A 25706-nucleotide genomic window follows, 5' to 3' on the forward strand; every position below is an offset into this window, starting at 1 on the left:
CTGCTCTTCCGTGAACCGCTTCTTCAAGTCCGTTCTCCTCGTATAAAACGAACTTTACTAAGTTTCAGGTGGCCCTGTTTAGGGGGAGCAGGTCAGTCACACCAAGGCCCGCCCGTTGACCGACTTGGTGGAAGTTTTGGCACCGCAGCCGGTGGACTACGTGGTAGATGCCCAGCTCACGCTCTACACCGATGCCGACGCGACATCGGCGGGAGCATTGCTGCAGGCCGCCGCCGAGAAGCACGTCAGCACGCTGGCGGCGAAGCTGGGCCGCGACATCGTTCCCAGCCAGTTGGTGGCTGCTCTATCGGTGCCAGGCGTGTACCGCGTCGAGCTGCTGGAACCGGCAGCCGTTCGCTCGCTCGCACCCCATGAGTGGGCGCGCTGCACGGCCATCAACGTCCGTGTGACGGGGAGGAGTGATGGCTAACTGGACGCCGCGCCCAACCGGGCTGCTCCCCGACTCGCTGGCGCACGATAGCCGGCTGGCGGCTTTCGACGCCTTGCTTTCGCGCATCCAGCAGCTGGACACCGCGCCGACCCTGGTCAATCTGGTGGACAGCGTCAGCAGCGAGGCGCTGCCAGCCCTGGGCGAGCAGTTCCACGTCATGGGTCACGAAGGCTGGTATTTGGCCAGCACCGACGAACAACGCCGGGCGCTGATCAAGCGCGCCATAGAGCTGCACCGCTACCGTGGTACCCGCTATGCCCTGGATGAGGTGTTGGCCATCTTCGGCGTGACGGCCGAACTGGCCGAATGGTGGCAGCAAAACCCACCGGCCACCCCGTACACCTTCGATCTGCTGCTGTGGGTGAACGACAACCTGCTGCCAGGGCAGCCCATCCTTACCGCCGGGCTATACGACAGCCTCCGGCGTATGGTCGACGTCGTGAAGCCTGCACGGAGCGGCTACGGCTTCAAGGTGGGCGTGCGCTTCGACCAGCCCGCCTGGTCGCTGGCCAACGCCCAGGAAGCCGCCGCCGTCGGCCGCTGGGCCGGCGACGCCCAGGCCGTGCAGCCGACGCCGGCCGCGCAGCCGCTGCGCCTGGCCAGCTCCGTGGCCACCACCGCCACTTGCCGCAATGCCGCCGAGCCGCTGGCCGTGCAGCCAACATCTGCGGAGCAGCCGCTGCGCGCCGCCAACGTCCAGCAGGCGCATGCCGTGACGCGCCTGTTGGCCGAGCCGCAGCCGGTACAGCCGGCCCCCGCAACCAACGCCGTGCGGCTCGCCTCGGCCTGCCGCCCGCTGTCCGTTCTACGTGTTTCGATGGAGGTTCAATGAGCACGCCACTACTGCCGACGATTCTGGAAGTCGGTCTCAACGCGATCTGGCGCGCCGGCAATGACGGCCTGGCTGCCCAGATCACCCACATCGCCCTGGGCGACATGGGCTACACGCCCAACCAGGGCCAGACCGGTCTGCGCTCCGAGCGCGCCCGCTACCCGGTGGCGGATGGCAAGCGCGTCAGTTCGCGCCAGATTCACCTGACCGCCTTGGCCGCCGGCAACACCGAGTTCTGGGTGCGCGAAGTCGGCTTCGTGCTGGCTGACGGCACGATGCTCGCCGTCTGGAGCGATCAGAACAAACCGCTCGCGTACAAAGCGGCCGGCGTCGATCTGCTACTGGCCTATGACTTGACGCTATCAGCGGTACCGGCGGACAGCGTGGCGGTGCAGTCCACCGGCGCCGGTCTGTCGCTGGCAATGGCCGGCGAGTACGCCTCACTGGCCAACGCCATGGTCAAGTTGCAGCGCCTCGTCATCAAACCCTACCTGCAATAAAGGAGAAGCCCTATGAGCCTGGAATCCCAAATCGCCGCGCTGGTCGACTCGACCACCGCCCTGACCCAAGAGGTCGCCAATAAGCAGGCACACGTCGATGCTCGCGTCACCGCCAAGATTGCCGATCTAGACAACTGGCGTGCGGGCCATCTGGATGAGCATCCGGCCATCGCTGTCAACTTCAACGCCAGCCTTACCGCGCTCGGCGGTACGGAACCACAGCAATTGCCGCTGGCAATGGGAGTGCATGCTGGTGGTGACTTCTGGGGTAAGTTTGACGTCACCATCATCCCGGTGCGAACTGGCGAAGATCCGACCACCCGCCCGCCGGTGGTGCGTGAACTCCTTCAATACATGGGCTGCGACCGCCAGCACTTTTCGGCCAAGTTCAACATCGTCCAGCTCACGATCAAGAGCATCGCCGCAGGGTTCGGGCCGTACGTTTTTCATATTCCGTACCAGCACGTCAAGGTAAGTGAGTTCACCAGTGTGGTGATGTACCACAAGGTGGTCGGCGGGGCGGATTGGGGTTGGACGGACAGTGCAAAAAAAGGTGTGTGGAATCAGGTCACCCACCATTTCAGCTCGAACAACGCGGGCGAATACGTCCACGTCGATATCGGCGTCGGTGGTGCACCAGCCGTGGGCGACACCCTCTACCTCGCGCTGCCGCAAATTGTGCCCGGCAAGTGGAACCCACAGCATCGTGCCCCGCAGATGTACAACATCTTCGACCTGATCCTGGACGTGGCCGCCAGTGGTACGCCGCCTGCCGGCATGCTGGGCGGCGTCTTCGCAGGCATCACCAATACCAATCGCTAAGGACTGAACCATGCAACAACTGCAGAAGAGCCACTCTGATCAGCGCGACGAGCACACCCTGATCATGACCGCCACCGGGCTGGCTTCGCCCGCCGAACTGCGGGCACAGGCACTGCGTGCCGAGCGCAACCGCCGGCTGAACGAGTGCGACTGGACCCAGCTGTCCGACGCACCGCTGACCGCTGAGCAGAAAGCCGCCTGGGCCAGCTACCGCCAGGCGTTGCGCGACGTGCCGGAAGCCGCCGCTGACCTCGATAACGTCGTATGGCCGGTGCAGCCGTGAGATTGCCCCACCTGGTGATCTACACCGACCGCCTGCCCTCCGGGGTAGGCGGCACGGCCAACGACCCGATCGTGCGCATCCGTCCCGAGTACCGCGCCGACGCCGGCATCCACGCCCACGAGTACGAGCACGTTCGCCAGTGGTACCAGGAGGGCGTGGTGGGCATGGCGCTGGTGGCGCTGCTCGCGCTGGTGGGCGGCACCCACTGGTCCCTGGCACTGGCGATCGCACCGGCCGGCATGGCCACGCACTCGCTGGCCTACGCCCTGTGGGCACGGCATCGGCTGTGGTGTGAGGTGCAGGCGTACCAGGTGCAGATGCGGCACGGTCTGAGTCTGGACGATGCCGTCGCTCGGCTATGAGTCCCCGCTACAAGTTGGGATCGCACTACAACGACGCGCGCCGTTTGTTGAGCGCGTAGGAAGAGAAGACAGCGACCGGGAGGGTGTTGGAGCACCCTCCCGGCCAGCTGACCCGCAGACCATAGCTGCAAGTCATCCCGAGGCTGCCGCCTTCAGCGCTGAAAGCGCGGCAAGTCTAGCGGAATAATTGACACCCGATAAGGGCTTGCAGATGTTTAACGTTGAAATTCGCTGTGGCCAGTGTGGCCGCAAACTGGCCTCTGGCCGCTATATCGAACTGACCATCAAGTGCCCGCGCTGTCGGGCCATGAACCATTTGAAGGCCGAGAGCCTCCCCTCCGAGCGCCCAGGAGCGCCACAACAAGGAGACGACGATGGACGCCAGTCCGATCATCCCTTGGCTGGGCGGCAAACGACGCCTGGCTGACAAGCTGTTACCCCTGTTCCCGAAACACGAGTGCTATGTGGAACTGTTCTGCGGTGGCGCGGCACTGTACTTCCTGCGCCACGTCCCCGCGCCGGTCGAGGTGCTGAATGATGTGAACGGGGAATTGGTGAATTTATATAGGGTGGTGCAGAGCCACATGGAGGAGTTCGTCCGGCAGTTCAAGTGGGCACTGAGCAGCCGCGAGGTGTTCAAGTGGCAGCAGATGACCCGCCCGGAGACCCTGACCGATATCCAGCGCGCGGCGCGTTTTTTCTACCTGCAGCACCATGCGTTTGGCGGCAAAGTGGCTGGCCAGAACTACGGCACAGCCACCACCGCGCCTATGATCAACCTCTGCAGGATCGAAGAAAACCTCAGTGCAGCGCATCTGCGGTTGGCTGGCACCAACGTCGAGCACCTTTCGTGGCAGGACTGCCTGAAGCGCTATGGCCGTCCGCATACCTTCTTCTATGCCGATCCGCCGTACTGGCAAACCGAAGGCTACGGCGTGCCTTTCGAGTTCGACCAATACCTGCAGCTGGCCGAGGCAATGCGGACTTGCAAGGGGAAGGTGATGGTCAGCATCAATGACCACCCCGACATTCGGGCGGCGTTCAAGGGTTTCTGGATGGAAGGGCTGGACATCAAGTACAGCACCGGCAACGCCCACGGCGCACCCGAAACCAGCCGGGAGCTGGTGATTACCAACCGGGAGCCTGAGGCGCTGGGCGGGTTATTCTAAAAACAAAACCCCAATAATATTCTACCTGAAAAGCCTTGCACGCCAAGGCCAGAAGCAACAAGCCCCGCATTGCGCGGGGCTTCGTGACAATTAACGCGCAAATCCGGTGCGGCGTGGTGTTAAGCTGTGGTGCCAAAACTAGCGCAAACGGGTGCCAAAATGCGCGCCGCGTTACAGGTGTGCGTAGACAGCCGATGCACTTGGCGCGGGAAGCAGCGAGCAGGGTCGCCAGGGGCGCGGGGCCGTGCGCGGACGGAAGGCGGCGCATGATAACCACCCAGCAACGGGGATGGCTCGGTATAGAGAGAGGCGCGACGGGCGGAAACGTCGGATGGGAAACAGAATCAGCTTGGGTGGGCTGATAAGGCAAGCACTTGGGCCGCCCCGAGAAAGCTGCCGTTGAGCAGGTGGCGGAGCCGAGGCGGGCAGGGGTCAGTATTTCGCAGGCGGCAGCCCGGCTCGGCGTCCCGGAAAGTACGGTCAAGGCTCTCACTTCCGAGACTCGCCGGAGCGGAATATTAGACACGATTGTCTAATATTCCGCCTAAAACCCCGCACGCAAAACGGGCCTTGCATTGCTGCAAGGCCCGTCGTATCTGGTGCCGGCGAAAGGAGTCGAACCCTCGACCTTCTGATTACAAGTCAGCTGCTCTACCAACTGAGCTACGCCGGCGAAGGAGGCGGATTATCGCCCAGTTACGTCATATGCCGCAAGCCTCAGCGCCCGGATTTGCTCACCCGGTGCAGGGTCTGCACCCTTGACTTGGCCGTTGCGGCCGACCTGGCCGGGCGCTGCTTCTGTTGCGGGCGCACCTTTTGGCTGCGCACGACACGTTTGGGCTTGGCCGCGACGCGCGCCGGCGTGGCCGATTTCTTTTGCATGCTTGCCGGGCCGGCCGCGCGCAGCTTGCGCGCCGTCGCCTTTTGGGTGGCGGTCCCCCGGTTGCCGATGGCGTGCGTGGGGCGGGCGGTGCGCTTCGACGCCTGCAGCGGGCGGGCGGATCCCGCGGCCTTCGACGTCGGCTGCTTGCCCTCGTGGCGGCGGGACGTCGCCTGGGTGGCGATGCGGCCGCGCTTGCCGTCCTTCGCCTTGATCGCGACCGGACGGCTAACGCCTCGCGCTCTCGGTTTGAGCGACGGACTCACGCTCGACGGTCGTTTCTTGCCGGCCACCGGGCGGGGCGAGGCCTTGTGGTCGCGTTTTGTTGCCCGGTCGGCCCGTTTCGGGCCCGACGTGGTCGTCCGGACGGGCCGGGGCTCGGCTTGCACCTTGCGAACCGGGGTGGCCGCCGGCTGGGGCGCCGGGGCAGCGGCCCGGTTGGCCTTGGCGCGCGCCGGCGCTCTGGGCTGGAAGTCGCCAGGCAGCGGCGCGTCCTCGAGGGTGGCCTGGGCCGGTGCGGCAAGGCAGAGGCCGAGCAGCCCCAGCGCGCACAGGCGTCGGAATGCGTTGAAAGTCATGATGGGGGCGTAGTCGTATACAATCGGCAATTACAGGATGGGCTGTGTTTTTTATATTAACATGGAAAGGCTTTGCGCCCGACTGGGCGCAGCCCATGAGAATCGATACCGATCGACGAATTACGAGGGGGAATCCGCATGATTTTGCAAAAGAAATGGGTACTTGCCGGCGTGGTGGCCGCGGCGCTCGCCGTGACGGCCTGCAGCAAGAAAGAGGAAGCGCCGGCTGCCGGTGCGGCGGGCGAGGCGCGCGAATACATCGTCGGCAGCGACGCCGCGTACGCGCCGTTCGAGTTCCAGAACGACAAGAACGAAGTGGTCGGCTTCTCGGTCGAGGTGCTGTCCGCGGTGGCGGAAAAGGGTGGCTTCAAGGTCCGCTTCCTGAACACGCCGTGGGAGGGCATTTTCGCAACGCTTGACCAGGGCGACCGCGACATCATTTCCTCGTCGGTGACCATTACCGACCAGCGCAAGCAGAGCATGGACTTTTCCGAGCCTTACTTCGAGGCGCGCCAGCTGATCGCCGTCGGCAAGGGTGTCGGCGACGTCAAGTCCTTCCAGGACCTCAAGAACAAGAAGGTATCGGTGCAGACCGGCACCACCGGCGACGAAGTGGTCCAGAAGCTGCTCGGCAAAACCAGCCCGAACATCAAGCGCTTCGAAAGCATGCCGCTGGCGCTCAAGGAGCTCGAAAGCGGCGGCGTGCAGGCGTCGGTCGGCGACAACGGCGTGGTGATCAACTACGTGAAGAACAACCCGGGCAGCGGCATCGTCACCGTCGAGGACGCGCAGACCTTCGCCCCCGAGTTCTACGGTTTCGCGGTGAAAAAAGGCAATACCGAGCTGCTGGAGAAGATCAACAAGGGGCTCGCGGCGATCAAGGCCGACGGCACCTACGACCAGATCTACAAGAAATATTTCGGTAACTGAGCAGGGCCCCTTCCCCGGCAAACGCCGGGGAAGGTTTTTTCATGACCGCCCGTCCGCCGCGACGGGCCAACGGCGCGCCCGCCGGGCGACGCATGACAAGACGATGTTCGTAGGGAGGACATCATGGATTTTCGCTGGCAGATGATCGTCGAGTATCTGCCCCTGTTCATCGACGGGATCAAGATGACGCTGGGCATCACCTTGATCGCGATCTTCTTCGGGGTGCTGATCGGCCTTTTCATGGGGGTGGCCAGGTTGGCCGAGGCGCGCCACGGCGCGCTCAAATGGGCGCTCAAGCTCGGCGTGCGCTGGCCGGCCGGCGCCTACGTCACCTTTTTCCGCGGCACGCCGCTGTTCGTGCAGATTCTGCTGGTCCACTTCGCGCTGATGCCGATGCTGGTGCACCCGACCGACGGGCTGTTGATCGACGGCGACTTGGCGCGCGACATCCGCCAGAACTACGGCGCCTTTTTCTCTGGCTTGTTGGCGCTGACGCTGAACGCCGGCGCCTACATCACCGAGATCTTCCGCGCCGGCATCCAGTCGATCGACAAGGGCCAGATGGAGGCGGCGCGCTCGCTCGGCCTCTCCTACGGCAAGGCGATGCGCTTCGTGGTGATCCCGCAGGCCTTCCGCCGCATGCTGCCACCCCTGGGCAACGAGGCGATCATGCTGCTCAAGGACAGCTCGCTCGTGTCGGCGATCGGCCTTGCCGAGCTGGCGTTCGCCGCGCGCACCGTCGCCGGCGTCTACTCGCGCTACTGGGAGCCGTACCTGACGATCTCCTTCGTCTACCTCGCGCTGACCATTCTGATGGCCTGGGGCATCGCCCACCTCGAGACGCGGCTGAAGATCGCGACGCGCTGAGGTCACGCACTTCGCCGCAGCCGGCCTTCGGGCCGGCTTTTTTCTTGCCGGCCGGCGGGGGCGGGCCTGACCGGCAGGGCCGCGCCGTGCTAAGATCGCAGGTATTTGCCATCAAGAGCGATTGCCCATTTACCCATGACAGATCAGCTTTTCGCCAAGGAAACGATTCCGATCAGCCTGGAAGAGGAGATGCGCCGCTCCTACCTCGATTACGCGATGAGCGTGATCGTCGGCCGCGCGCTCCCCGACGTGCGCGACGGCCTCAAGCCGGTGCACCGTCGCGTGCTGTACGCCATGCACGAACTGTCCAACGACTGGAACCGCGCGTACAAGAAATCGGCGCGTATCGTCGGCGATGTGATCGGTAAATACCACCCGCACGGCGACACCGCGGTGTACGACACCATCGTGCGCATGGCGCAGGACTTTTCCTTGCGCTATCCGCTGGTCGACGGCCAGGGCAACTTCGGCTCGGTCGACGGCGACAACGCCGCCGCGATGCGATACACCGAGATCCGCATGGCGCGCATCGCGCACGAACTCTTGGCCGACATCGACAAGGAAACCGTCGACTTCGGCCCGAACTACGACGGCTCCGAGCACGAACCGCTGATCCTGCCGGCCAAGATCCCGAACCTGCTGATCAACGGCAGCTCCGGCATCGCCGTCGGCATGGCGACCAACATCCCGCCGCACAACCTCAACGAGGTGGTCGACGCCTGCCTCGCGCTCTTGGCCAATAGCGAGCTGACGATCGACGAGCTGATCGACATCATCCCGGCGCCGGACTTCCCGACCGCCGGCATCATCTACGGCACCGCCGGCGTCAAGGAAGGCTACCGCACCGGCCGCGGCCGCGTGATCATGCGCGCGCGCACCCACGTCGAGCCGATCGGCAAGGGCGACCGCGAAGCGATCATCGTCGACGAGATCCCGTACCAGGTGAACAAGGCGCGCCTCCTGGAGCGCATCGGCGAACTGGTGCGCGACAAGCAGATCGAAGGCATCTCCGACCTCAGGGACGAGTCGGACAAGTCCGGTATGCGCGTGGTGATCGAACTGAAGCGCGGCGAAATGCCCGAGGTGGTGCTCAACCACCTGTACAAGCTCACCCAGCTGCAGGACAGCTTCGGCATCAATATGGTCGCGCTGGTCGACGGCCAGCCGCGCCTGTTGAACCTCAAGCAGATCCTGGAAGAATTCCTGCGCCACCGCCGCGAAGTGGTGACGCGCCGCACGCTGTACGAACTCAGAAAGGCGCGCGAACGCGGCCACGTGCTCGAAGGTCTGGCGGTCGCGCTGTCGAACGTCGACGAAATTATCGCGCTGATCAAGGCGTCGCCGACGCCGTCCGAAGCCAAGGCCGGCCTGATGGGCCGCGCCTGGCGTTCCGACCTGGTCGAGGAGATGCTGTCGCGCGTCGACCCGGACAAGGCGCGCCCGGAAGGGTTGGCCGAGGCCTTCGGCCTCAAGGAAGACGGCTACCGCCTGTCCGACACGCAGGCGCAGGCGATTCTGGAGCTGCGCCTGCAGCGCCTGACCGGCCTCGAGCAGGACAAGATCGTCGGCGAGTACCGCGAGATCATGGACGTGATCCTCGACCTGATCGACATCCTCGACCGCCCCGAGCGCATCAACCAGATCATTTCCGACGAGCTGACCGCGATCAAGGCGCAGTTCGGCGACGCGCGCCGTTCCGAGATCGAGCCGTTCGGCGGCGACATCAACATCGAGGACCTGATCACCCCGCAGGACATGGTGGTCACGCTGTCGCACGGCGGCTACATCAAGGCGCAGCCGGTCGGCGACTATCAATCGCAGCGCCGCGGCGGCCGCGGCAAGCTCGCCGCCGCGACCAAGGAAGACGACTTCGTCGAGACGCTGTTCGTCGCCAACACGCACGACTATCTGTTGTGCTTCTCCAGCCTCGGCCGCTGCTACTGGATCAAGGTCTACAACGTGCCGCAGGGCGGCCGCACCAGCCGCGGCAAGCCCATCGTCAACGTGCTCGCGCTGGCCGACGGCGAGAAGATCAACGCGGTGCTGCCGGTCAAGGAATTCCGCGAAGACCAGTACGTGTTCATGGCCACCGGCAACGGCACGGTGAAGAAGACCTCGCTGGTCGACTTCTCGCGTCCGCGCACCGCCGGCATCATCGCGATCAACCTCGACGACGACGACAAGCTGATCGGCGTGGCGCTCACCTCGGGCAACGACCAGGTGATGCTGTTCTCCGACGCCGGCAAGTCGGTGCGCTTCAGCGAGACCGACGTGCGCGCGATGGGCCGCGCCGCCGGCGGCGTGCGCGGCATGATGTTGGCCGAGGGCCAGCAGGTGATCTCGCTGCTGGTCGCCAGCGACGACGCGCAGCAGGTGCTGACCGCGACCGAAAACGGCTACGGCAAGCGCACGCCGGTCGGCGACTACCGCCTGACCAGCCGCGGCACGCAGGGCGTGATCGCGATCGACACCGGCGAGCGCAACGGTCGCCTCGTCGCCGCCGTCCTGGTCGAAGAGAGCGACGACGTGATGCTGATCACCACCGGCGGCGTGCTGATCCGCACCAAGGTCGCCGAGGTGCGCGAGACCGGCCGCGCCGCACAGGGCGTACGCCTGATCAACCTCGACGACGGCGAGAAGCTGATCGGCATCGAGAAGGTTGCCGAGGGCGACGACGAGGCCGAAGGAGGCGAAGCGGCCGGCGAGGGCGCCGGGGCATGAGCGTGAACACCCCCGCCAACCGCGAAGTATTCGAGACGCTCGCGGCGGTGTTCGCCAGGCTGCCGCACTGCAAGACGCTCGGCTTCGAATACGTCGGCCTCGACGGCGTCAAGCCGACGCTGAAGGTCGAATGGCGGCCCGACCTCGTCGGCAATCCGGCGACCGGCGTGGTGCACGGCGGCGTGATCACCTCGCTGGTCGACACCACCAGCGCGATCGCGGTCTCCGCAAGGTTGGCCGAGCTCGAGACGATCGCCACGCTCGACTTGCGCATCGACTACCTGAAGGCCGCGACGCCGGGGCGAGCGATCTTCTGCACCGCCGAATGCTACCGGCTCGCCGGCCAGGTCGGCTTCACGCGCGCCGTCTGCTATCACGACGACGCGAACGATCCGATCGCGCACGGCGTCGCCACCTTCATGCGCGAATCGACCCCGCTGCCGATCTGGCGCGACGGAGGGACGAAATGAGCGCCTTCATGGAACGATTGCTCGAGCTGCGCGATCAGAAGCGCTACCGGGACATCATCGACGCGATTCCGTACGCGCGGCTGATGGGCGTCGAATTCGCCGAGGACGAGACGGGCGGGCTGCTGTTCTCCTTGCCGTTCGACGCGAAGAACGTCGGCAACACCGTGCTGCCGGCGCTGCACGGCGGGCTGATCGGCGGCTTCCTCGAGAACGCCGCGCTGATCCACCTGATGTGGAACCGCGAATCGCTCGAGACGCCGAAGATCGTCGACTTCTCGCTCGACTACCTGCGCTCCGGGCGCGCCCGGACGCTGTACGCCCGCTGCACGATCACCAAGCAGGGCAAGCGCGTCGCGCACGTGCTGATCGAGGCCTGGCAGGACGAGCCGAGCCGGCCGGTCGCCGTCGCGCGCGCGCACTTCCTTTTGCAAACCGCTGCCTGACACGTTGGAGACAGACAAGATGGCCAAGGTGTACAACTTTTCCGCCGGCCCGGCGGTCCTGCCGCACGAAGTGCTGGCCGAAGCGCAGAGCGAGATGCTCGACTGGCACGGCTCCGGCATGTGCGTGATGGAAATGAGCCATCGCGGCAAGGAGTTCATGGAGATCATCCACGACGCCGAGCACGACCTGCGCGAACTCATGGGCATCCCGTCGAACTACAAGGTGCTGTTCCTGCAAGGCGGCGCCAGCCTGCAGTTCGCGATGGTGCCGCTCAACCTGCTGGGCGACAAGGCCGGCTTCGACCTGGTCGACACCGGCCACTGGTCCAGGCTCGCCGCCAAGGAAGGGCGCCGCTACGGCAAGGTCAACGTCGTCGCCAGCAGCGAAGACCGCCGCTACAGCTACGTGCCGCGCCAGGACGCATGGCAGTGCGACCCGAACGCCGCCTACCTGCACTACACCTCGAACGAGACCATCGGCGGCCTGCAGTTCGACTTCGTGCCCGAGGTCGACGTGCCGCTCGTGTGCGACATGTCGTCCGACCTGTTGTCGCGCGAAGTCGACGTATCCAAGTTCGGCCTGATCTACGCCGGCGCGCAAAAGAACATCGGCCCGTCCGGCCTGACGCTGGTGGTGGTGCGCGAAGACCTGCTCGGCCGCGCGCGCGCCGACCTGCCGACCATGCTCAACTACCAGACCCACGCCGACGCCGACTCGATGTACAACACGCCGGCGACCTACCCGATCTACATCGCCGGCCTGGTGTTCAAGTGGATGAAGGAGCAGGGCGGCGTCAAGGCGATGGCGGCGCGCAACACCGAGAAGGCCGGGCTGCTCTACCACGCGATCGACGCCAGCGACGGCTTCTACACCACCCATATCGAGGCGCCGTTCCGCTCGCAGATGAACGTGGTGTTCCGCCTGAAGGACGAGGCGCTCGAGGACACCTTCCTGTCCGAGGCGAAAAAGAACGGCCTCGTGCAGCTCAAGGGTCACCGCGCCGTCGGCGGCATGCGCGCGTCGATCTACAACGCGATGCCGATCGAGGGCGTCAAGCAGCTGGTGCACTTCATGCTCGACTTCGCGCGCCAGCACGGCTGAGCCCGCGGCAAGGGGCGGCTCGGCCAACCTTGCGAACCCGCCGGCATGCCGGCGGGTTTTTTTGTCGCCCGCGGGACGATCCGGGCGCAAACTGGCTGCCGCGCGTTCAGGCGCAGGGGGCGTCGTCCTCGTGCCGCCCGCGAGCGCGCCGGCACCGGGAATTTCTCGCGACACGCCTTGCGACGACCGGCCATCTCGCGGAAACTTAGTCGATTGCCAAGGCCACCTGCCATTTGAAAGACTGAGAACGTGTCGGAAGAACTGCTAAAACAACATCGGGACGCCATCGACAGCATCGACGCCCAGGTTCTGAAACTGCTCAACGAGCGCGCCGAGCACGCGCGCACCATCGGCGAGATCAAGGGGAGCGGTGTCGTCTACCGTCCCGAGCGCGAGGCGCAGGTCCTGCGCCGCATCAAGGACATCAACCCGGGTCCCTTGCCGGGCGAATCGGTCGCGCGGCTGTTCCGCGAGATCATGTCCGAGTGTCTGGCGCTCGAACGGCCGCTGTCCATCGCCTTCCTCGGCCCCGAGGGCACCTTCACCCAGCAGGCGGCGGTCAAGCACTTCGGCCACGCCGCGCATACCGTCGCCTGCGCGTCGATCGACGAGGTGTTCCGCCTGGTCGAATCGCGCCAGCTCGACTACGCCGTCGTGCCGGTCGAGAACTCGACCGAGGGCGCGGTCGGCCGCACGCTCGACCTCTTGGTCAACACCCCGCTGAAGATCTGCGGCGAGGTGGTGCTGCGCATCCACCACCACCTGCTGCGCAAGACGCCGGACTTCGACGGCGTCCGCCGCGTCTACTCGCACGCGCAGTCGCTCGCGCAGTGTCACGAATGGCTGAACAAGAACCTGCCGGCCGACGTCGAGCGCGTGTCGGTGGCGAGCAACGCCGAAGCGGCGCGGCTGGCCAGCGAGGACGACAGCTTCGCCGCGATCGCCGGCCAGTCGGCCGCCGAGCGCTACAGCCTCGTCAAGCTGGCCGAGAACATCGAGGACGAGCCGAACAACACCACGCGCTTTCTGGTGCTCGGCCACCAGGACGTCGCGCCCAGCGGCCAGGACAAGACCTCGATCGTCGTCTCGGCGCCCAACCGCCCGGGCGCGGTGCACTCGCTTCTGGCGCCGATGGCCGAGAACGGCGTATCGATGACCAAGTTCGAATCGCGCCCGTCGCGCGCCGGCCTGTGGGACTACGTGTTCTTCATCGACCTCGAGGGCCATCACGGCGACGCAGCGCTGCAGCAGGCGCTCGACGGCCTCGCGGCGCGCGCCGCCTACGTCAAGGTGCTCGGCTCCTACCCGGTGGCGGTGCTCTGACCCGGCGCGGCTCCGCTCGATCGCGCCGGCGGGGGCTTTCCGCGCCGGCGGCACAAACAGCTTTATGGGAAACAGGATGGAACTGGAATCGATCTGCGTCTTCTGCGGCGCCAATCCGGGCGTGCGCCCCGAATACCGCGCCGCCGCCGAGGCCTTCGGCCGGCGCGTCGCCGACGAGGGGCTGACGCTGGTCTACGGCGGCGGCAACGTCGGCCTGATGGGCGCGGTCGCCGACGCGGCGCTAGCCGCCGGCGGGCGCGTCAAGGGCGTCATCCCCGGCTTTCTGAAGGACAAGGAAGTCGCGCACGGCGGACTGAGCGAGCTGATCGTCACCGAGTCGATGCACCAGCGCAAGGCGCAGATGGCCGCGCATTCGGACGCTTTCGTCGCGCTGCCGGGCGGCTTCGGCACCTTCGAGGAGCTGTTCGAGATGGTCACCTGGTCGCAGCTGCACCTGCACAAGAAGCCGGTCGCGCTGTTGAACCTCAACGGCTTCTACGACCCCTTGATGGCGCTGATCGACAAGGGCATCACCGAGGGCTTCATCCGCGAGGACAACCGCGGCCTCGTCACCGCCCACCCGGACATCGACGACCTGTTCGCGGCCCTGCGCACCTACCACCATCGCGCGGCCGACCGCTGGCTGCCGACGGTCGCGGGCTAGCGCGCCGGCCAAGTCGGGCGGCGGCTTCGCCGTGACCGTCGCCCGCATCAAGCGTGGCCCACCTTTTTCTTCACCCCAAGAAGGAGAACCCCATGTCCGAACAATCCGTCGCCGTGGTGCTGTCCGGCTGCGGCGTGGTCGACGGCGCCGAGATCACCGAGGCGGTCGGCCTCTTGATCGCGCTGTCCCAGGCCGGCATTCCCTACGTCTGCTATGCGCCCGACCGGCCGCAGATGCACGTGTTCGACCACGCCAAGGGCGAGGACGGGGACGGGGCGCGCAACATCCTGACCGAGTCGGCGCGCATCGCGCGCGGCAAGATCGCGCCGCTGTCGCGGCTCAAGGCGTCCGAGCACGCGGCGGTGCTGTTCCCCGGCGGTTTCGGCGCGGCCAAGAACCTTTCCACCTTCGCGACCGACGGCCGCGACGCACGCCTCTACGACGACGTGCGCACCGTCGCGCTCGACTTCATCCTCGAGCAGAAACCGCTGCTCGCGCTGTGCGCGGCGCCGCTGGTGCTGGCGCTGGCCGCGCGCGACGCCGGTATCCAGGGCGCGAAGCTGACCGTCGGCACGCACGCCGAGGGCGCGGCGCTGGTCGAGGCGCTGGAGGCCTGGGGCCAGACCCACGTCGAGACGCCGGTCGACGCCGCCTGCGTCGACGAGGCGCACCGTTTCGTCACCGCGCCGGCCTATATGTACGGCGCGGCCACCCCGGCCGAGGTATTCGCCTCGTGCCAGGCGGCCGTCGCGGCGCTCAAGCCGCTGCTGCACTGAGCCGCCGGTCCGTTCAACCCGGGTGCGCAAAGGAGAAGAACCATGGCCGAGGAAGTGATCAGGCTGACGCTGACGCAGCGTCAGGACTACCAGTTCGACACCCGCTTCGACGGCGGCCAGTCGCTGGTCGCCGACGAGCCGCCGCCGCTGGGCGGCGGGGCAGGGCCGGCGCCGACGCAGCTGCTGCTCGCGTCGGTGGCCAACTGCCTGACGGCGAGCCTGCTGTTCGCGCTGCGCAAGTACCGCGAACCGGACGCACCGCTGTCGACCGCGGCCGAGTGCGAGGTCGACCGCAACGAGCGGGGCCGCCTGCGCGTGACCGGCATCGCCGTCACGCTGCGGCTCGGCCTGCCGGCGCACGCCTACGGCAAGCTCGACCGCATCCTGGCCAGCTTCGAAGATTTCTGCACCGTCACGCAGAGCGTCGCCGCCGCGATCCCGACCCGGGTGACGGTGGTCGATTCGCTCGGCGCCGTCGTGAAGGTCCCCGAGACGGTCTGAGCGGCCGGCGGCGTCAAGTAAAAAGCTCGGCCAACCTTGCGAGGGTTGGCCGAGCTTTTTCGTGACCGGACGCCGTTCAGCGCGCGTCGCGTTCGAGCACGCGCAACAGCGCGGCCGAGACCATCTCGCCGATCTGCGCGAGGTACTGGGTGTGCATCGCGCGGGTGAACCGGTCGGCGTCGCCGCTGGCGAGCACCAGCAGGCCGAAGGGTTCGCGGCCCGGCGCGCGCAGCGGCAGCTGGGCGAACGATTCGAGCACCGGCTGCGCCGGGAACCAGCCGATCACCTCGTCGCTGGCGTAGGGGCCGCAATAGGGCGCCGACAGATTGCGCGCGTGCTGGCGGGTCGCCTCGCGCGTGCAGCACAGCGCGGGGAGGGCGGCTGCGGCCGGGTGCCACAGCCGCAGCGCGACGCGGTCGAGTCCGAAGGCGTCGGCGAAGGTCGACGTCAGCGCCTCGACCAGCGCCGACGGCTCGTCCTCGGCCAACAGCGCCAGCGTCAGCCGGTGCAGGCGGCCGAGCGTGCGGTCGTTCGCCTCGCCGTGCGCGAGCAGTTGCGCGAGCCGGCCCTCAAGCTGGCGCGTCTTGTCGCGCAGCTCGAGCAGCTGCCGCTCGGCCAACGGTACGACGACCCGCTCGGCGGCCGGCCTGAGGCCGAAACGCGCCGCATGCGCCTGCAGGAAGGCCGGATCGGCCTCGAGAAACGCCAACACCTCGTCGCTATGCATCGTCACCCCGCTTTGCGCTGAGCCGCGCCCGTTCAGAACTCGACTTCGCCGGAGAACACCGTCACCGCCGGACCGGTCATGTAGACCGGCTGGCCGGGGCCGGCCCAGGAAATGCTCAGGTCGCCGCCGCGCGTGTGGACCTTGACCGTCTCGTCCAGCAGGCCGCGGCGGATGCCGGCGACCACCGCCGCGCAGGCGCCGGTGCCGCAGGCCAGCGTCTCGCCGGCGCCGCGCTCGAACACGCGCAGGCGGATCTCGTCGCGCGCGACGACCTGCATGAAGCCGGCGTTGACGCGCTCGGGAAAGCGCGGGTGCGACTCGATCGCCGCGCCGACCGCGCCGACCGGCGCGGCGTCGACGTCGTCGACCACCTGGACCGCGTGCGGATTGCCCATCGACACCACGCTGATCTGCCAGGTGCCGCCGGCCGCCTCGAGCGGGTAGCTCACCGCCTCGGCGTCGGCGACGAAGGGAATCTCGGCCGGCGCCAGGCGCGGCACGCCCATATCGACCTTCACGCTGCCGTCGGCCTCCAGCTGCGGCACGATCACGCCGCGCGCCGTCTCGACGCGGATCGCCGGCTTGTTGGTCAGCCGCTGCTCGGTGACGAAGCGCGCGAAGCAGCGCGCGCCGTTGCCGCACTGCTCGACCTCGCCGCCGTCGTTGTTGAAGATGCGGTAGCGGAAGTCGTTGTCGGCGTCACGCGGCGCCTCGACCAGCAACAACTGGTCGAAGCCGATACCGAAGTGCCGGTCGCCCAGCTCGCGGATGCGCTCGGGGCTAAGGGTCACGGTCTGGCGCACGCCGTCGATCACGACGAAGTCGTTGCCGAGGCCGTGCATCTTGCTGAATTTGAGTTTCATGCTGTGCTTGTGAAGGGGGAATCGCGGATCGGCATCATATTAACACCCCGCATACTGCCGTCATCCGGAAAATTGACACCCTTACTGATCGATAAGTAAAGTGAAGTCATGACGACGATGCAGACAGCCCCCGCCGCGCGCGACGACACCCGCGGCAAGATTCTCGACCTCGCCGAGCTGCTGTGGCTCGGACGCGGCTTCAACGGCTTCAGCTACCAGCACATCAGCCGCGAGCTCGGCGTGAAAAACGCCGCGATCCACTACCACTTCCCGCACAAGGTCGACCTCGGCGTCGAGCTGGTACGCCGCTACCGCCGGCGACTGGCGCGCTACATCGAGGCGGCGGCCGAGCTCGACGCGCGCGGCCAACTCGAGCGCTTCATCGCGCTGTCCGACGCCTACTATCGGAACGAACAGCAGATCTGCCCGTCGGGCAGCCTGTCGGCCGAGTTCCACACGCTGCCGGACGCGCTGAAGGCCGAGGCGGCGCTGTTCGTCGCCGAGATGCGCGCCTGGGCGCTGGCCCTTGTGCGGCGCGGGCGCGAGGAGGGCGCTTTCGCGCCGTCCTCGTCCGACGCGGAGGCCGCCGATCTGCTCTACGCGTCGCTGCAGGGCGCGCTGCAACTGGCGCGCATGGCGCCGGACCTGCTGCCCCAGGTCAAGTCGGCGCTGCGCGCGCAGCTGGGCATTCCCCCGGGCGCCTGAAACGCCCTCCCGAAAAAAACCGACAAGAAAAACACCGTCCACACGAGGATATCCATGAACCGAAGCCCGAACCGCATGAGCCGGCTCGCCGCGCGCTGCAACGCGCTGCCGCCGTCGTTGCGCAGCCCCATCCTGACCCGCCTGTTTGCGCGGCTGGTGCCGTTTCTCGGCACCGCGTCGTTGCGCTTCGACCGCGTGACGCCGCACCAGGTGGTGGTATCGATCCGAAACCGCCGCAAGGTACAGAACCACATCAAGGGCGTGCACGCGGCGGCGATGGCGCTGTTGGCCGAGACCGCGACCGGTTTCGTCGTCGGCATGAACGTGCCCGACGACAAGCTGATGCTGCTCAAATCGATGCGGGTCAACTACCAGCGGCGCTCGCAGGGCGACATGCGCGCGGTCGCGACGCTCAGCGAGGAACAGATCGACGGTTTCTTTCGCGCCGACAAGGGCGAGGTGACCGTGCCGGTAGTCGTCACCGACGCCAGCGGCGAGGCGCCGATCGCCTGCGAAATGGTATGGGCGTGGGTTCCGAAGAAACGCGAGCGGACCGGGGAGGGGGCATGAAAATGGAATGGCAGAGTCTGGAAGTCGCACGTCACGGCGCCGTGGCTTGCGTGACGCTGAACCGGCCGCGGCAGGCCAACGCGCTCGACGCGACGCTGTGGCGTGAACTGCGCGAGGCGATGGAGTGGTGCGACCGCAGCGCTGACGTCCGCGCCGTGGTGCTCGCCGGACACGGCCGGCATTTCTGCGCCGGTCTCGACCTTGCCATGCTCGCCGGGCTGTCGGCGCGGATAGCCGACCCTTGCGGCGGCCGTCAGCGCGAGAAACTGCTGGCCGAGATCGAGGCGCTGCAGGCCAGCGTCAACAGCCTCGAGGCGTGCCGCAAACCGGTGATCGCCGCCGTGCACGGCGCCTGCGTCGGCGGCGGCCTCGACATCGCGCTGGCGGCCGACATCCGCTACGCGAGCGAGGACGCGTTCTTCGGCGTGCGCGAGGTGGCGATGGGCATGGTCGCCGACGTCGGCACGCTACAGCGCCTGCCGCGCGTGGTCGGCGAAGGCGTGGCGCGCGAATGGGCGTACACGGGCCGCGACGTGACGGCGGCGGAAGCCTTCGCCGCGAAACTGGTGAACCGGCTCGCGGCGGACCGCGACGCCGTCGTCGCCGCCGCGCTGGACACCGCCAGCCAGATCGCCGCGCGTTCGCCGCTGGCGGTGCGCGGCACCAAGCGCGTGCTGAACTACAGCCGCGACCACGGCGTACGCGACGGCCTGGCGTTCGTCGCGCAATGGAACGCGGCGATGCTGTTGTCCGAAGATTTGGCCGCCGCGGCGACCGCGGACCGGCAGGCAGCGACGTTCCGCGACTGAAGCCGCGCCCAGTACCCGGCCGTTTGACGAAACGGCCGGGTTTTCGGCATCTTGAGCACGATTTTCGCGTCGGAAGAGGGGTTTCTACCACCGCGCGGCGTATATTCTAGTTCGCATAATTTATATTATGTTAGATTTTGAGGTGCATGCTTAAAGCGACGATTGCCGTCATTGCCGCGACCAGCTGCGGCAACGCGGCATCCAGACCATGAGGGATTGGCAGAAACAGCAACCGGATTTGTTCAAAAACGCGTTCGCAATCGTTTGGGACTGGACGACCCCGGCAAAACCAGGCGCGCACGACTGGCCGCGGCCATGGTCTAAACTTCACCAAAAGCCAAGGTCGAATTGGCAGGAGTCCGGGAATTTGTCGTCCGGCGCAGGCCGGACGACGGGAGAAAGACCATGAACGCACGCAAACAGGCCGGCTGGTATACCGGCACGCTGATGTTCACCCTGATCATGGCCGTGGTGCTGTTCGTCGCCCAGCCGTGGATCCCGCTGGCGCTGCTGGCCACGCTGGCGGTGTTCGGCGTCGTCGCGGCCGTCAATCACGGGATCGACTCGTGGAAACGGCATCATCCCCACGACAGGACGCCGGTCCATTGAATGCCTCCGGCGTAGCCCTCGGCCAACTCCAAGCGGGTTGGCCGAGGCTTTTGTGGGCTCCGCCGTCAGTTGCCGCTGCTATCGAGCGACTTGCCGACCACTTTGTCGTTGATGAACTGCACGGTGATCGTCGTCCTGCCGTCGCGCCAGGTCGCCGAACCGCCCGACAGCCCGAGCAGGCTGGCGCCGCTGGCTTCGTCGGGCGCGCCGAGGATGGCGGTGACATCCTGGCGGCTCATGCCGTTGTTGATCTTGTCGAAATTGGCCGGCGTGACCTTGCTGCAGGCGACGAGCGACACGGCCAGCGCCGCCGCGGCCAGGCGTAGAACGGGTCGCAGGAAGTCGGCTCTCATGCAAATGGCTCCGTGAACACGATGCCCCAGCATAGCAAAACGCCTCACGCCGGCGTCAAGCCGGCCGGACGGCGACGGCACGATACGCGTTTTGGCAAGCCGAAGGGTACGCGGACGCCTCTGGCCGACGTCGGTCCCGCTGATTCGAGGAGGATACGATGCAAGACCCCGACGACCTGACCGCGCGCGACGCCGCTCCGCCCGACCCGCCGCGCCGCGACTTCCTGTCGCTGCTGATCAGCACCGGCTTCGCGCTGGCGGTGCAGCCGGTGGCCGCCTCGACGCTGAACACCGACACGACCGGTCTCGAGGCCGACACGGTCGCCATCCCGGTCGGCGCGGCGCTGCTGCCGGCCTACCGCGCGCAGCCGGCCGGCGCTAAGCGGCCCTTGCCGGTGGTGCTGGTGGTGCAGGAGATTTTCGGCGTGCACGAACACATCCAGGACCTGTGTCGCCGGCTCGCCAAGGCCGGCTACCTCGCGATCGCGCCGGAGCTCTACTTCCGCCAGGGCGATCCACGCCGTTACGACAGCGTGTCCGAACTGCTTGCCCAACTGGTCGCCAAGGTGCCCGACGCGCAGGTGATGACCGACCTCGACGCGACCGCCGCCTGGGCCGTCGCTCATGGCGGCGACGCGCGGCGCCTCGCCGTGACCGGCTTTTGCTGGGGCGGTCGGATCGTCTGGCTGTACGCGGCGCACAACCCGCGGCTGGCGGCCGGGGTCGCCTGGTACGGCCGTTTGAGCGGCGAGCTCACGCCGAATGCGCCGCGTCAGCCCATCGAGGTCGCCGCGGCGCTGAAGGTGCCGGTGCTCGGCCTCTACGGCGGGCGCGACAAGGGCATCCCGCTCGAATCGGTCGAGCGGATGCGGGCGCGGCTCAAGCAGGCCGGCGGGCGCTCCGACATCGTCGTTTATCCGGATGCCGACCACGGCTTCAACGCCGACTACCGGCCGAGCTACCACCCCGCCGCGGCGCGCGACGGCTGGGCGCGCATGCTCGACTGGTTCGCCCGCCACGGCGTCAAGCCCTGACGGCGTCCAGGGCGGCCGGCGACAAAAAACGCCGCGTACCCGTTACGGTGCGCGGCGTCTTGCCGTGCTGCGGGCCGGGTGGACTCAGCCGAGCTCGCCGGCGGCCGCCAGCGCGCGGATCTGGCGGATCGCGTCGACGTCGGTGTCGCGGTAGGCCGATTTCACCCAGGGAACGAAATAGCTGTCGGACGCGTCGCCGCCCTCCTGTCCCGGCTGTTCGGGCAGGCCGGTCTGGTAGCTGAAGCGCACGCACAACACGCCGGGCGCCGGCGTCTCGATGGCGACGGTCAGGCTGCCGCCGGGGTGGGACTCGCTCGCCTCGGTGTCGAAGCGCAGCGATTTTTCGTGCACGACGTGGACGGTGTCCGCGACGGTGAAGTGGCCGAAGTCGAGCTCGCGGCGGAACCAGTCCTGACCGCGCTCGGTCACCCGGGCACCCTCGAGCTGTTCCATAAAGAGCATCGGGTCCTCGGCGCGGCGCATCAGGCCGCGCCACAGTTGCGCCACCGTCAGCGGCGCGCTGTCGACGCGCGGGTCGTTCACCAGCACGATATGTTCGAACTGCATGTCGGGTACTCCTCGATCTGATCGCCGCGCAGTGTACGGCAGCGCCGAGGCCCGGCCAAGCCCGGCGGCGGCGCTCGTCCGGCCTCAGGCGTGCTCGTCGGCGACCTGGCCGTAGCGGACCACCTGGTTCCGCCCCTGCCGCTTGGCGCGGTAGAGCGCGATGTCGGCCTTCTCGATCACCGCGCGACCGCTGTCGCCGTGGTCGGGGAAGGCGGCGATGCCGAAGCTGGCGGTCACGCTCAGCGCGTCGTCGAGCCCCGGCAGCGCGACCGGCGTGGCGGCCAGCTCGCTGCGCCACGATTCGACGCGCACCGCCGCCACCTCCTGACTCAGACCGGGTAGCACGACGATGAATTCCTCGCCGCCGTAGCGGCCGACGATGTCGCCCGCCCTCACCCAGCCGGCCAGGAGTTGGCCGAGCGCCCTGAGCGCCGCGTCGCCGGCGGCGTGGCCGTAGTTGTCGTTGATGCGCTTGAAGTGGTCGAAGTCGATCATCACCACGGTAACCGGCTCGCCCTGCCGGCGCGCGCGCGCCAGTTCCTTGGGCAGCATTTCCTCGAGGTAGACGCGGTTGTAGAGGCCGGTCAGCGGATCGCGTACCGCGCGCTCCCTGAGTTTCTCGTTCAGCAGGTGGATCTCGCGGTAGCTCTCCTCGAGCGCCGTGCTGGCGCGCAGCAGCGAGCGGTGCTGCCGCGCCAGCGCCAGCAGGAAGACGCCGGCCACCGCCAGCGTGATCAGGCCGATCGCGCCGACCGTCAGCGTCTGGCGCATGAACAGCGTGTCGACCGGGCCGCGCCGCGCGGCGACGTCGACGAACAGTGGCAGCTCGCCAACCGCGACCGGGCCGACCCGCCACGGCGACTCGTCGTGCATGTCGACGTGCAGCGCCCTCCCCGTTTGCGCCGCCAGCGGGTCGGGCCGTGCCAGTTGTGCGCCGATCCGTTGCGGCGCCGCCGGCAGCTGCGCCATCAAGGTGCCGTCGAGATGGCGCCAGCGCACGCTCACGCCGGCCGGCGGCGGCAGGCGCGCCAGCCGCTCGGACAGCGCCTCGGCGCGCACGCGCAGCACGATCACGCCGTCGAAGCGGCCGCTCGCGCTCCAGCGCGGGCGGCTCAGCGTCAAAAGCCAGCGGCCGTCCGGGGCGCGGCGCACCACGTCGAGGTAGAGTGCGTCGCCCCCGCGCCGGCGCGGGCCGACGAACCAGGGTTGGCCGAGCGCCGAATCGCCGCCTGCGCCGAGCCGGCGCCCGAGTCCGTCGAAGGCGGCGGCCTCGACCAGCTCCGGCCGCAGCACCCGCCACGCGTCGAAGGCGGCGGCCAGTCCGGCGACACCGTCGCGCTCTTCGGCGTGCCGCAGCAGACGCAGGGCGTCGTCGAGCGCGCCGACTTGCTCGGCGCCGGCCGCGACGTAGGTATCGCTCAATTGCGTCAGTTCGCGCTCCATCCGCGCCGACAGCCGGGCGCTCTGGTCGAAACTCCAGAGCAGGAACATGGCGAGCAACAGGCCGGCCAACAGGCCGGCCTGTGCGATCGCCAGCCGATTGAAGCGGGTCATCCGAAAGGTCTCGCGGGTGTGCGGCAGACGCCGCTCCTTGCAGCATAGAACCTCGGCGCGACGGCACGGGCCGGGCGTGCAGCCTGCCGCGTCGGCGCTTGGGGCGAGGCCGCTCCCCGCCATGCGGATGTGATAAGCTCGGCCAACCCCGCGCAACCGAGAAAGCCCATGTCCGACGCCCGCGAATTCTGGAATCCACGCTTTGCCGCCGCCGACTATCTGTACGGCACCGAACCCAACGACTTCCTGCGCGAAGAGGCGCACCGCCTCAAGCCCGGCGACCGCGTGCTGTCGCTGGGCGACGGCGAAGGACGCAACGGCGTCTTCCTCGCCGGCCAAGGCTGCGCGGTGACCGCGCTCGACGCGGCCGAGGTCGGGCTCGCGAAGGCCGAGGCGCTGGCGCGCCAGCGCGGCGTCGTGCTGACCACCCTGCACGCCGACCTCGAGCATTACCATCTGGAGCCGGAAAGCTGGGACGGCATCGTCGCGATCTTCTGCCACCTGCCGTCCGCCTTCCGCGCCCGCGTGTTCGCCGACGTCGTCGCCGCGCTCAAACCGGGTGGCGTACTGCTGCTCGAGGGCTATACGCCGCGCCAGCTCGCCTACGGCAGCGGCGGCCCCAAGGAGGTCGACCTGCTCTACGAGCCCGAAACGCTGCGCGCCGAACTGGCCGGGCTGGAGTTCGAACGTCTCACCGAGCTGACTAGGCCGGTGCTCGAGGGGCGGCTGCATACCGGCATGGCAGCCGTGCTGCAGATCGTCGCGCGCAAGCCGTTCGCCGCCGGGGCCGGACGATGAGGCGCGCACGCCCCCTGCCCTACGACACGATGATCCGCGCGGCGGCCATCGCGCTGCTGACGCTGGCGTGCCTGCGCATCGTGCTGCCCTTTCTCGGCGCGCTGACCTGGGCCGCGATCATCGCGTTGTCGGCGTGGCCGGCCTTCGTCTGGCTGCGCGACCGGCTCGGCGGCCGCAAGAAGAGCGCCGCACTGATCGTCGCGCTGACCTTGGCGCTCGCGCTGATCGCGCCGCTGACGCTGATGGTGCTGCAACTGGCCGACGCCATTCCGCGGGCGATCCGGCTGCTGAGCGAACTGTCGACCATGACTCTGCCGCAACCGCCGGCCTGGATGACCGGACTGCCGCTCGCCGGCCCGTGGCTGGCCGAGCTGTGGCAGAGCGCCCACGCCGACCTGTCGACGCTGTTCGCCCGCGTCAAGCCCTACGCGAACGAGGCGGCGCTGTGGCTGCTCGGCGAGGGCGCCTCGCTAGGACGGGGACTGCTCGAGCTGGCGGTTGCCGTCGCCGTGTCCGGTGTGCTGCTGGCCTACGGCGACGCGCTGTGGGACGGCTTCGAACGCGTCGTCGCGCGGCTGGGTGGCCGCATGGGCGGCGAGCTGCCCGAGCTGATCGCGCGCACCGTGCGCAGCGTCACCACCGGCGTGGTCGGCACCGCGCTGGTGCAGGCGCTGCTGGCGATGATCGGCTTCGCGATCGCCGGCGTGCCCGGCACGCTGGTGCTCGGCCTGTTGTGCTTCGTCGTCGCGGTCGCGCAGCTGCCGACGCTGCTGGTCTGGGTGCCGGCGACGATCTGGCTGTTCTACAGCGGCGACACCGGCTACGCGATCTTCCTCGGCCTGTGGGGCGCGCTGCTGGTGCAGAACATCGACAATTTCCTCAAGCCCTACCTGATCAGCCAGGGTGCCGGCCTGCCGCTGCCGCTGATCTTCCTCGGCGTGATCGGCGGCCTGCTGGCCTGGGGCATGATAGGCCTCTTCCTCGGGCCGACCGTGCTGGCGGTCGGCTACAGCGTGTTCGGCCGCTGGCTGGCGCAAGAGCCGCGGCGGGCACACCCGGGTGGCGGAGGTGCGGATTAAGACTCGTTAACAAAGCCGCGCCGGCGGGAAGGGGGAACTTTGCTAGCATGGTCTTGTTCTTAACCCCTACTGCCACTGAACATTCCGGGAGGTTTGGCGATGAAAATGGCGAAAACGATGACCCTGATCGCGCTGATGGCCGGCACGCTGGCCGGCTGCGCCGGCATGACCGAACGTCAACGCAATACCGCGATCGGCGCGGCCGGCGGCGCGGTGCTCGGCTCGGTGCTAACCGGCGGCGACGCGGTCGGCACCGTGGGCGGCGCGGCCGTCGGCGGCGTGATCGGCAACCAGATCAAGAAGTAAGCCTCGGCCAACGTCACGCAAAAGCGCGGGCATGATGCCCGCGCTTTTGCGTGCGCGC

The 25706-nt window shown here is 67.6% G+C and carries 32 protein-coding genes and 1 tRNA gene; 26 read left to right on the forward strand and 7 right to left on the reverse strand.

Annotated features, from left to right (window positions below):
- Positions 1-115 precede the first annotated feature (115 nt).
- The 8 genes from EV683_RS09335 (at position 116) to EV683_RS09370 (ending at position 4419) form a co-directional block, all read left to right on the forward strand.
- Positions 116-430, forward strand: a complete 315-nt coding sequence (locus EV683_RS09335) for a baseplate J/gp47 family protein (protein ID WP_131862597.1) — start codon at positions 116-118, stop codon at positions 428-430.
- Positions 423-1283 carry a phage tail protein I gene (locus tag EV683_RS09340; protein ID WP_131862598.1) on the forward strand — a complete coding sequence of 287 codons (861 nt, stop codon included), beginning with the start codon at positions 423-425 and terminating at the stop codon, positions 1281-1283. The genes EV683_RS09335 and EV683_RS09340 overlap by 8 nt, the downstream gene beginning before the upstream one ends.
- Positions 1280-1783, forward strand: a complete 504-nt coding sequence (locus EV683_RS09345) for a phage tail-collar fiber domain-containing protein (RefSeq protein WP_207910434.1) — start codon at positions 1280-1282, stop codon at positions 1781-1783. Before EV683_RS09340 ends, EV683_RS09345 begins: the two co-directional genes overlap by 4 nt.
- Before the next feature lie 12 nt (positions 1784-1795).
- Positions 1796-2605, forward strand: coding sequence for a hypothetical protein (locus EV683_RS09350; protein WP_131862599.1), 810 nt, complete (start codon positions 1796-1798; stop codon positions 2603-2605).
- Between the two features lie 10 nt (positions 2606-2615).
- Positions 2616-2888: a tail fiber assembly protein gene (locus EV683_RS09355; protein ID WP_131862600.1), complete on the forward strand. Its 273-nt coding sequence runs from the start codon at positions 2616-2618 to the stop codon at positions 2886-2888.
- 14 nt (positions 2889-2902) lie between these two features.
- The gene (locus tag EV683_RS09360) at positions 2903-3250 is read left to right on the forward strand and encodes a hypothetical protein (protein ID WP_207910435.1); all 348 of its coding nucleotides are present in this window, start codon (positions 2903-2905) and stop codon (positions 3248-3250) included.
- A 211-nt stretch (positions 3251-3461) separates the two neighbouring features.
- On the forward strand, positions 3462-3677 hold the full coding sequence (locus EV683_RS09365) for a Com family DNA-binding transcriptional regulator (RefSeq protein WP_131862601.1): 216 nt from the start codon (positions 3462-3464) through the stop codon (positions 3675-3677).
- Positions 3625-4419, forward strand: a complete 795-nt coding sequence (locus EV683_RS09370) for a DNA adenine methylase (RefSeq protein ID WP_131862602.1) — start codon at positions 3625-3627, stop codon at positions 4417-4419. The genes EV683_RS09365 and EV683_RS09370 overlap by 53 nt, the downstream gene beginning before the upstream one ends.
- Before the next feature lie 597 nt (positions 4420-5016).
- On the opposite strand, the gene EV683_RS09375 is transcribed toward EV683_RS09370, so the two are convergent.
- Positions 5017-5092 (reverse strand) — tRNA-Thr (locus tag EV683_RS09375).
- A gap of 44 nt (positions 5093-5136) precedes the next feature.
- Positions 5137-5877 (reverse strand): hypothetical protein, encoded by a 741-nt coding sequence (locus EV683_RS14285; protein ID WP_165916811.1) that lies wholly within the window; start codon positions 5875-5877, stop codon positions 5137-5139.
- A 138-nt stretch (positions 5878-6015) separates the two neighbouring features.
- Here EV683_RS14285 and EV683_RS09390 point away from each other — a divergent pair, with 138 nt between their 5' ends.
- The 10 genes from EV683_RS09390 (at position 6016) to EV683_RS09435 (ending at position 15674) form a co-directional block, all read left to right on the forward strand.
- Positions 6016-6807, forward strand: a complete 792-nt coding sequence (locus EV683_RS09390) for a basic amino acid ABC transporter substrate-binding protein (protein ID WP_066610360.1) — start codon at positions 6016-6018, stop codon at positions 6805-6807.
- Positions 6808-6930: 123 nt separating this feature from the next.
- Positions 6931-7674 carry an amino acid ABC transporter permease gene (locus EV683_RS09395; protein ID WP_131862605.1) on the forward strand — a complete coding sequence of 248 codons (744 nt, stop codon included), beginning with the start codon at positions 6931-6933 and terminating at the stop codon, positions 7672-7674.
- Positions 7675-7809: 135 nt separating this feature from the next.
- Positions 7810-10395, forward strand: a complete 2586-nt coding sequence (gene gyrA / locus EV683_RS09400) for a DNA gyrase subunit A (RefSeq protein WP_131862606.1) — start codon at positions 7810-7812, stop codon at positions 10393-10395.
- On the forward strand, positions 10392-10865 hold the full coding sequence (locus EV683_RS09405; RefSeq protein ID WP_066610367.1) for a PaaI family thioesterase: 474 nt from the start codon (positions 10392-10394) through the stop codon (positions 10863-10865). The genes gyrA and EV683_RS09405 overlap by 4 nt, the downstream gene beginning before the upstream one ends.
- Entirely contained in the window at positions 10862-11308 is a 447-nt protein-coding gene (locus EV683_RS09410) for a PaaI family thioesterase (protein WP_066610368.1), read from the forward strand. The genes EV683_RS09405 and EV683_RS09410 overlap by 4 nt, the downstream gene beginning before the upstream one ends.
- 19 nt (positions 11309-11327) lie before the next feature.
- Positions 11328-12410, forward strand: coding sequence for a 3-phosphoserine/phosphohydroxythreonine transaminase (gene serC, locus EV683_RS09415; protein WP_131862607.1), 1083 nt, complete (start codon positions 11328-11330; stop codon positions 12408-12410).
- Positions 12411-12659: 249 nt separating this feature from the next.
- Complete coding sequence (pheA, locus tag EV683_RS09420) at positions 12660-13733, forward strand: prephenate dehydratase (protein WP_066610371.1); 1074 nt, start codon at positions 12660-12662, stop codon at positions 13731-13733.
- A gap of 76 nt (positions 13734-13809) precedes the next feature.
- Positions 13810-14397 (forward strand): LOG family protein, encoded by a 588-nt coding sequence (locus EV683_RS09425; RefSeq protein ID WP_066610373.1) that lies wholly within the window; start codon positions 13810-13812, stop codon positions 14395-14397.
- 92 nt (positions 14398-14489) lie between these two features.
- A complete protein-coding gene (gene elbB, locus EV683_RS09430) occupies positions 14490-15173 on the forward strand; it encodes an isoprenoid biosynthesis glyoxalase ElbB (RefSeq protein WP_131862608.1) in 684 nt (227 codons plus the stop codon).
- Between the two features lie 42 nt (positions 15174-15215).
- Positions 15216-15674: an OsmC family protein gene (locus EV683_RS09435; RefSeq protein ID WP_131862609.1), complete on the forward strand. Its 459-nt coding sequence runs from the start codon at positions 15216-15218 to the stop codon at positions 15672-15674.
- Between the two features lie 76 nt (positions 15675-15750).
- On the opposite strand, the gene EV683_RS09440 is transcribed toward EV683_RS09435, so the two are convergent.
- The gene (locus EV683_RS09440) at positions 15751-16401 is read right to left on the reverse strand and encodes a DUF484 family protein (protein ID WP_131862610.1); all 651 of its coding nucleotides are present in this window, start codon (positions 16399-16401) and stop codon (positions 15751-15753) included.
- A gap of 32 nt (positions 16402-16433) precedes the next feature.
- Entirely contained in the window at positions 16434-17264 is an 831-nt protein-coding gene (gene dapF / locus EV683_RS09445) for a diaminopimelate epimerase (RefSeq protein ID WP_131862611.1), read from the reverse strand.
- Positions 17265-17381: 117 nt separating this feature from the next.
- Here dapF and EV683_RS09450 point away from each other — a divergent pair, with 117 nt between their 5' ends.
- The 4 genes from EV683_RS09450 to EV683_RS09465 all read left to right on the forward strand — a co-directional run bounded on the left by EV683_RS09450 (position 17382) and on the right by EV683_RS09465 (position 19957).
- Positions 17382-17969: a TetR/AcrR family transcriptional regulator gene (locus EV683_RS09450; protein ID WP_066610443.1), complete on the forward strand. Its 588-nt coding sequence runs from the start codon at positions 17382-17384 to the stop codon at positions 17967-17969.
- Between the two features lie 54 nt (positions 17970-18023).
- Complete coding sequence (locus EV683_RS09455; RefSeq protein ID WP_207910436.1) at positions 18024-18539, forward strand: DUF4442 domain-containing protein; 516 nt, start codon at positions 18024-18026, stop codon at positions 18537-18539.
- Positions 18536-19348 carry a crotonase/enoyl-CoA hydratase family protein gene (locus EV683_RS09460; RefSeq protein ID WP_231879818.1) on the forward strand — a complete coding sequence of 271 codons (813 nt, stop codon included), beginning with the start codon at positions 18536-18538 and terminating at the stop codon, positions 19346-19348. Before EV683_RS09455 ends, EV683_RS09460 begins: the two co-directional genes overlap by 4 nt.
- 405 nt (positions 19349-19753) lie before the next feature.
- Positions 19754-19957, forward strand: coding sequence for a hypothetical protein (locus tag EV683_RS09465; protein ID WP_066610387.1), 204 nt, complete (start codon positions 19754-19756; stop codon positions 19955-19957).
- Positions 19958-20022: 65 nt separating this feature from the next.
- On the opposite strand, the gene EV683_RS09470 is transcribed toward EV683_RS09465, so the two are convergent.
- Positions 20023-20310: a hypothetical protein gene (locus EV683_RS09470; protein ID WP_231879819.1), complete on the reverse strand. Its 288-nt coding sequence runs from the start codon at positions 20308-20310 to the stop codon at positions 20023-20025.
- 158 nt (positions 20311-20468) lie between these two features.
- Here EV683_RS09470 and EV683_RS09475 point away from each other — a divergent pair, with 158 nt between their 5' ends.
- Positions 20469-21344: a dienelactone hydrolase family protein gene (locus EV683_RS09475; protein WP_131862612.1), complete on the forward strand. Its 876-nt coding sequence runs from the start codon at positions 20469-20471 to the stop codon at positions 21342-21344.
- Between the two features lie 84 nt (positions 21345-21428).
- On the opposite strand, the gene EV683_RS09480 is transcribed toward EV683_RS09475, so the two are convergent.
- Positions 21429-21911, reverse strand: a complete 483-nt coding sequence (locus EV683_RS09480) for an AtaL-like protein (RefSeq protein ID WP_066610390.1) — start codon at positions 21909-21911, stop codon at positions 21429-21431.
- A gap of 84 nt (positions 21912-21995) precedes the next feature.
- Positions 21996-23465 carry a sensor domain-containing diguanylate cyclase gene (locus tag EV683_RS09485; RefSeq protein ID WP_165916812.1) on the reverse strand — a complete coding sequence of 490 codons (1470 nt, stop codon included), beginning with the start codon at positions 23463-23465 and terminating at the stop codon, positions 21996-21998.
- A gap of 168 nt (positions 23466-23633) precedes the next feature.
- Between EV683_RS09485 and EV683_RS09490 the strand changes: the two genes are divergently transcribed.
- From EV683_RS09490 to EV683_RS09500, 3 genes are all read left to right on the forward strand, one after another.
- Positions 23634-24263 (forward strand): SAM-dependent methyltransferase, encoded by a 630-nt coding sequence (locus tag EV683_RS09490; RefSeq protein ID WP_131862614.1) that lies wholly within the window; start codon positions 23634-23636, stop codon positions 24261-24263.
- On the forward strand, positions 24260-25342 hold the full coding sequence (locus EV683_RS09495) for an AI-2E family transporter (RefSeq protein WP_066610396.1): 1083 nt from the start codon (positions 24260-24262) through the stop codon (positions 25340-25342). The genes EV683_RS09490 and EV683_RS09495 overlap by 4 nt, the downstream gene beginning before the upstream one ends.
- 99 nt (positions 25343-25441) lie before the next feature.
- Positions 25442-25648, forward strand: a complete 207-nt coding sequence (locus tag EV683_RS09500) for a glycine zipper 2TM domain-containing protein (protein ID WP_331709423.1) — start codon at positions 25442-25444, stop codon at positions 25646-25648.
- Positions 25649-25706 lie beyond the last annotated feature (58 nt).

Origin of the sequence: Crenobacter luteus, assembly GCF_004345725.1 — a bacterium.
Classification (GTDB): Bacteria; Pseudomonadota; Gammaproteobacteria; order Burkholderiales; family Chromobacteriaceae; genus Crenobacter; species Crenobacter luteus.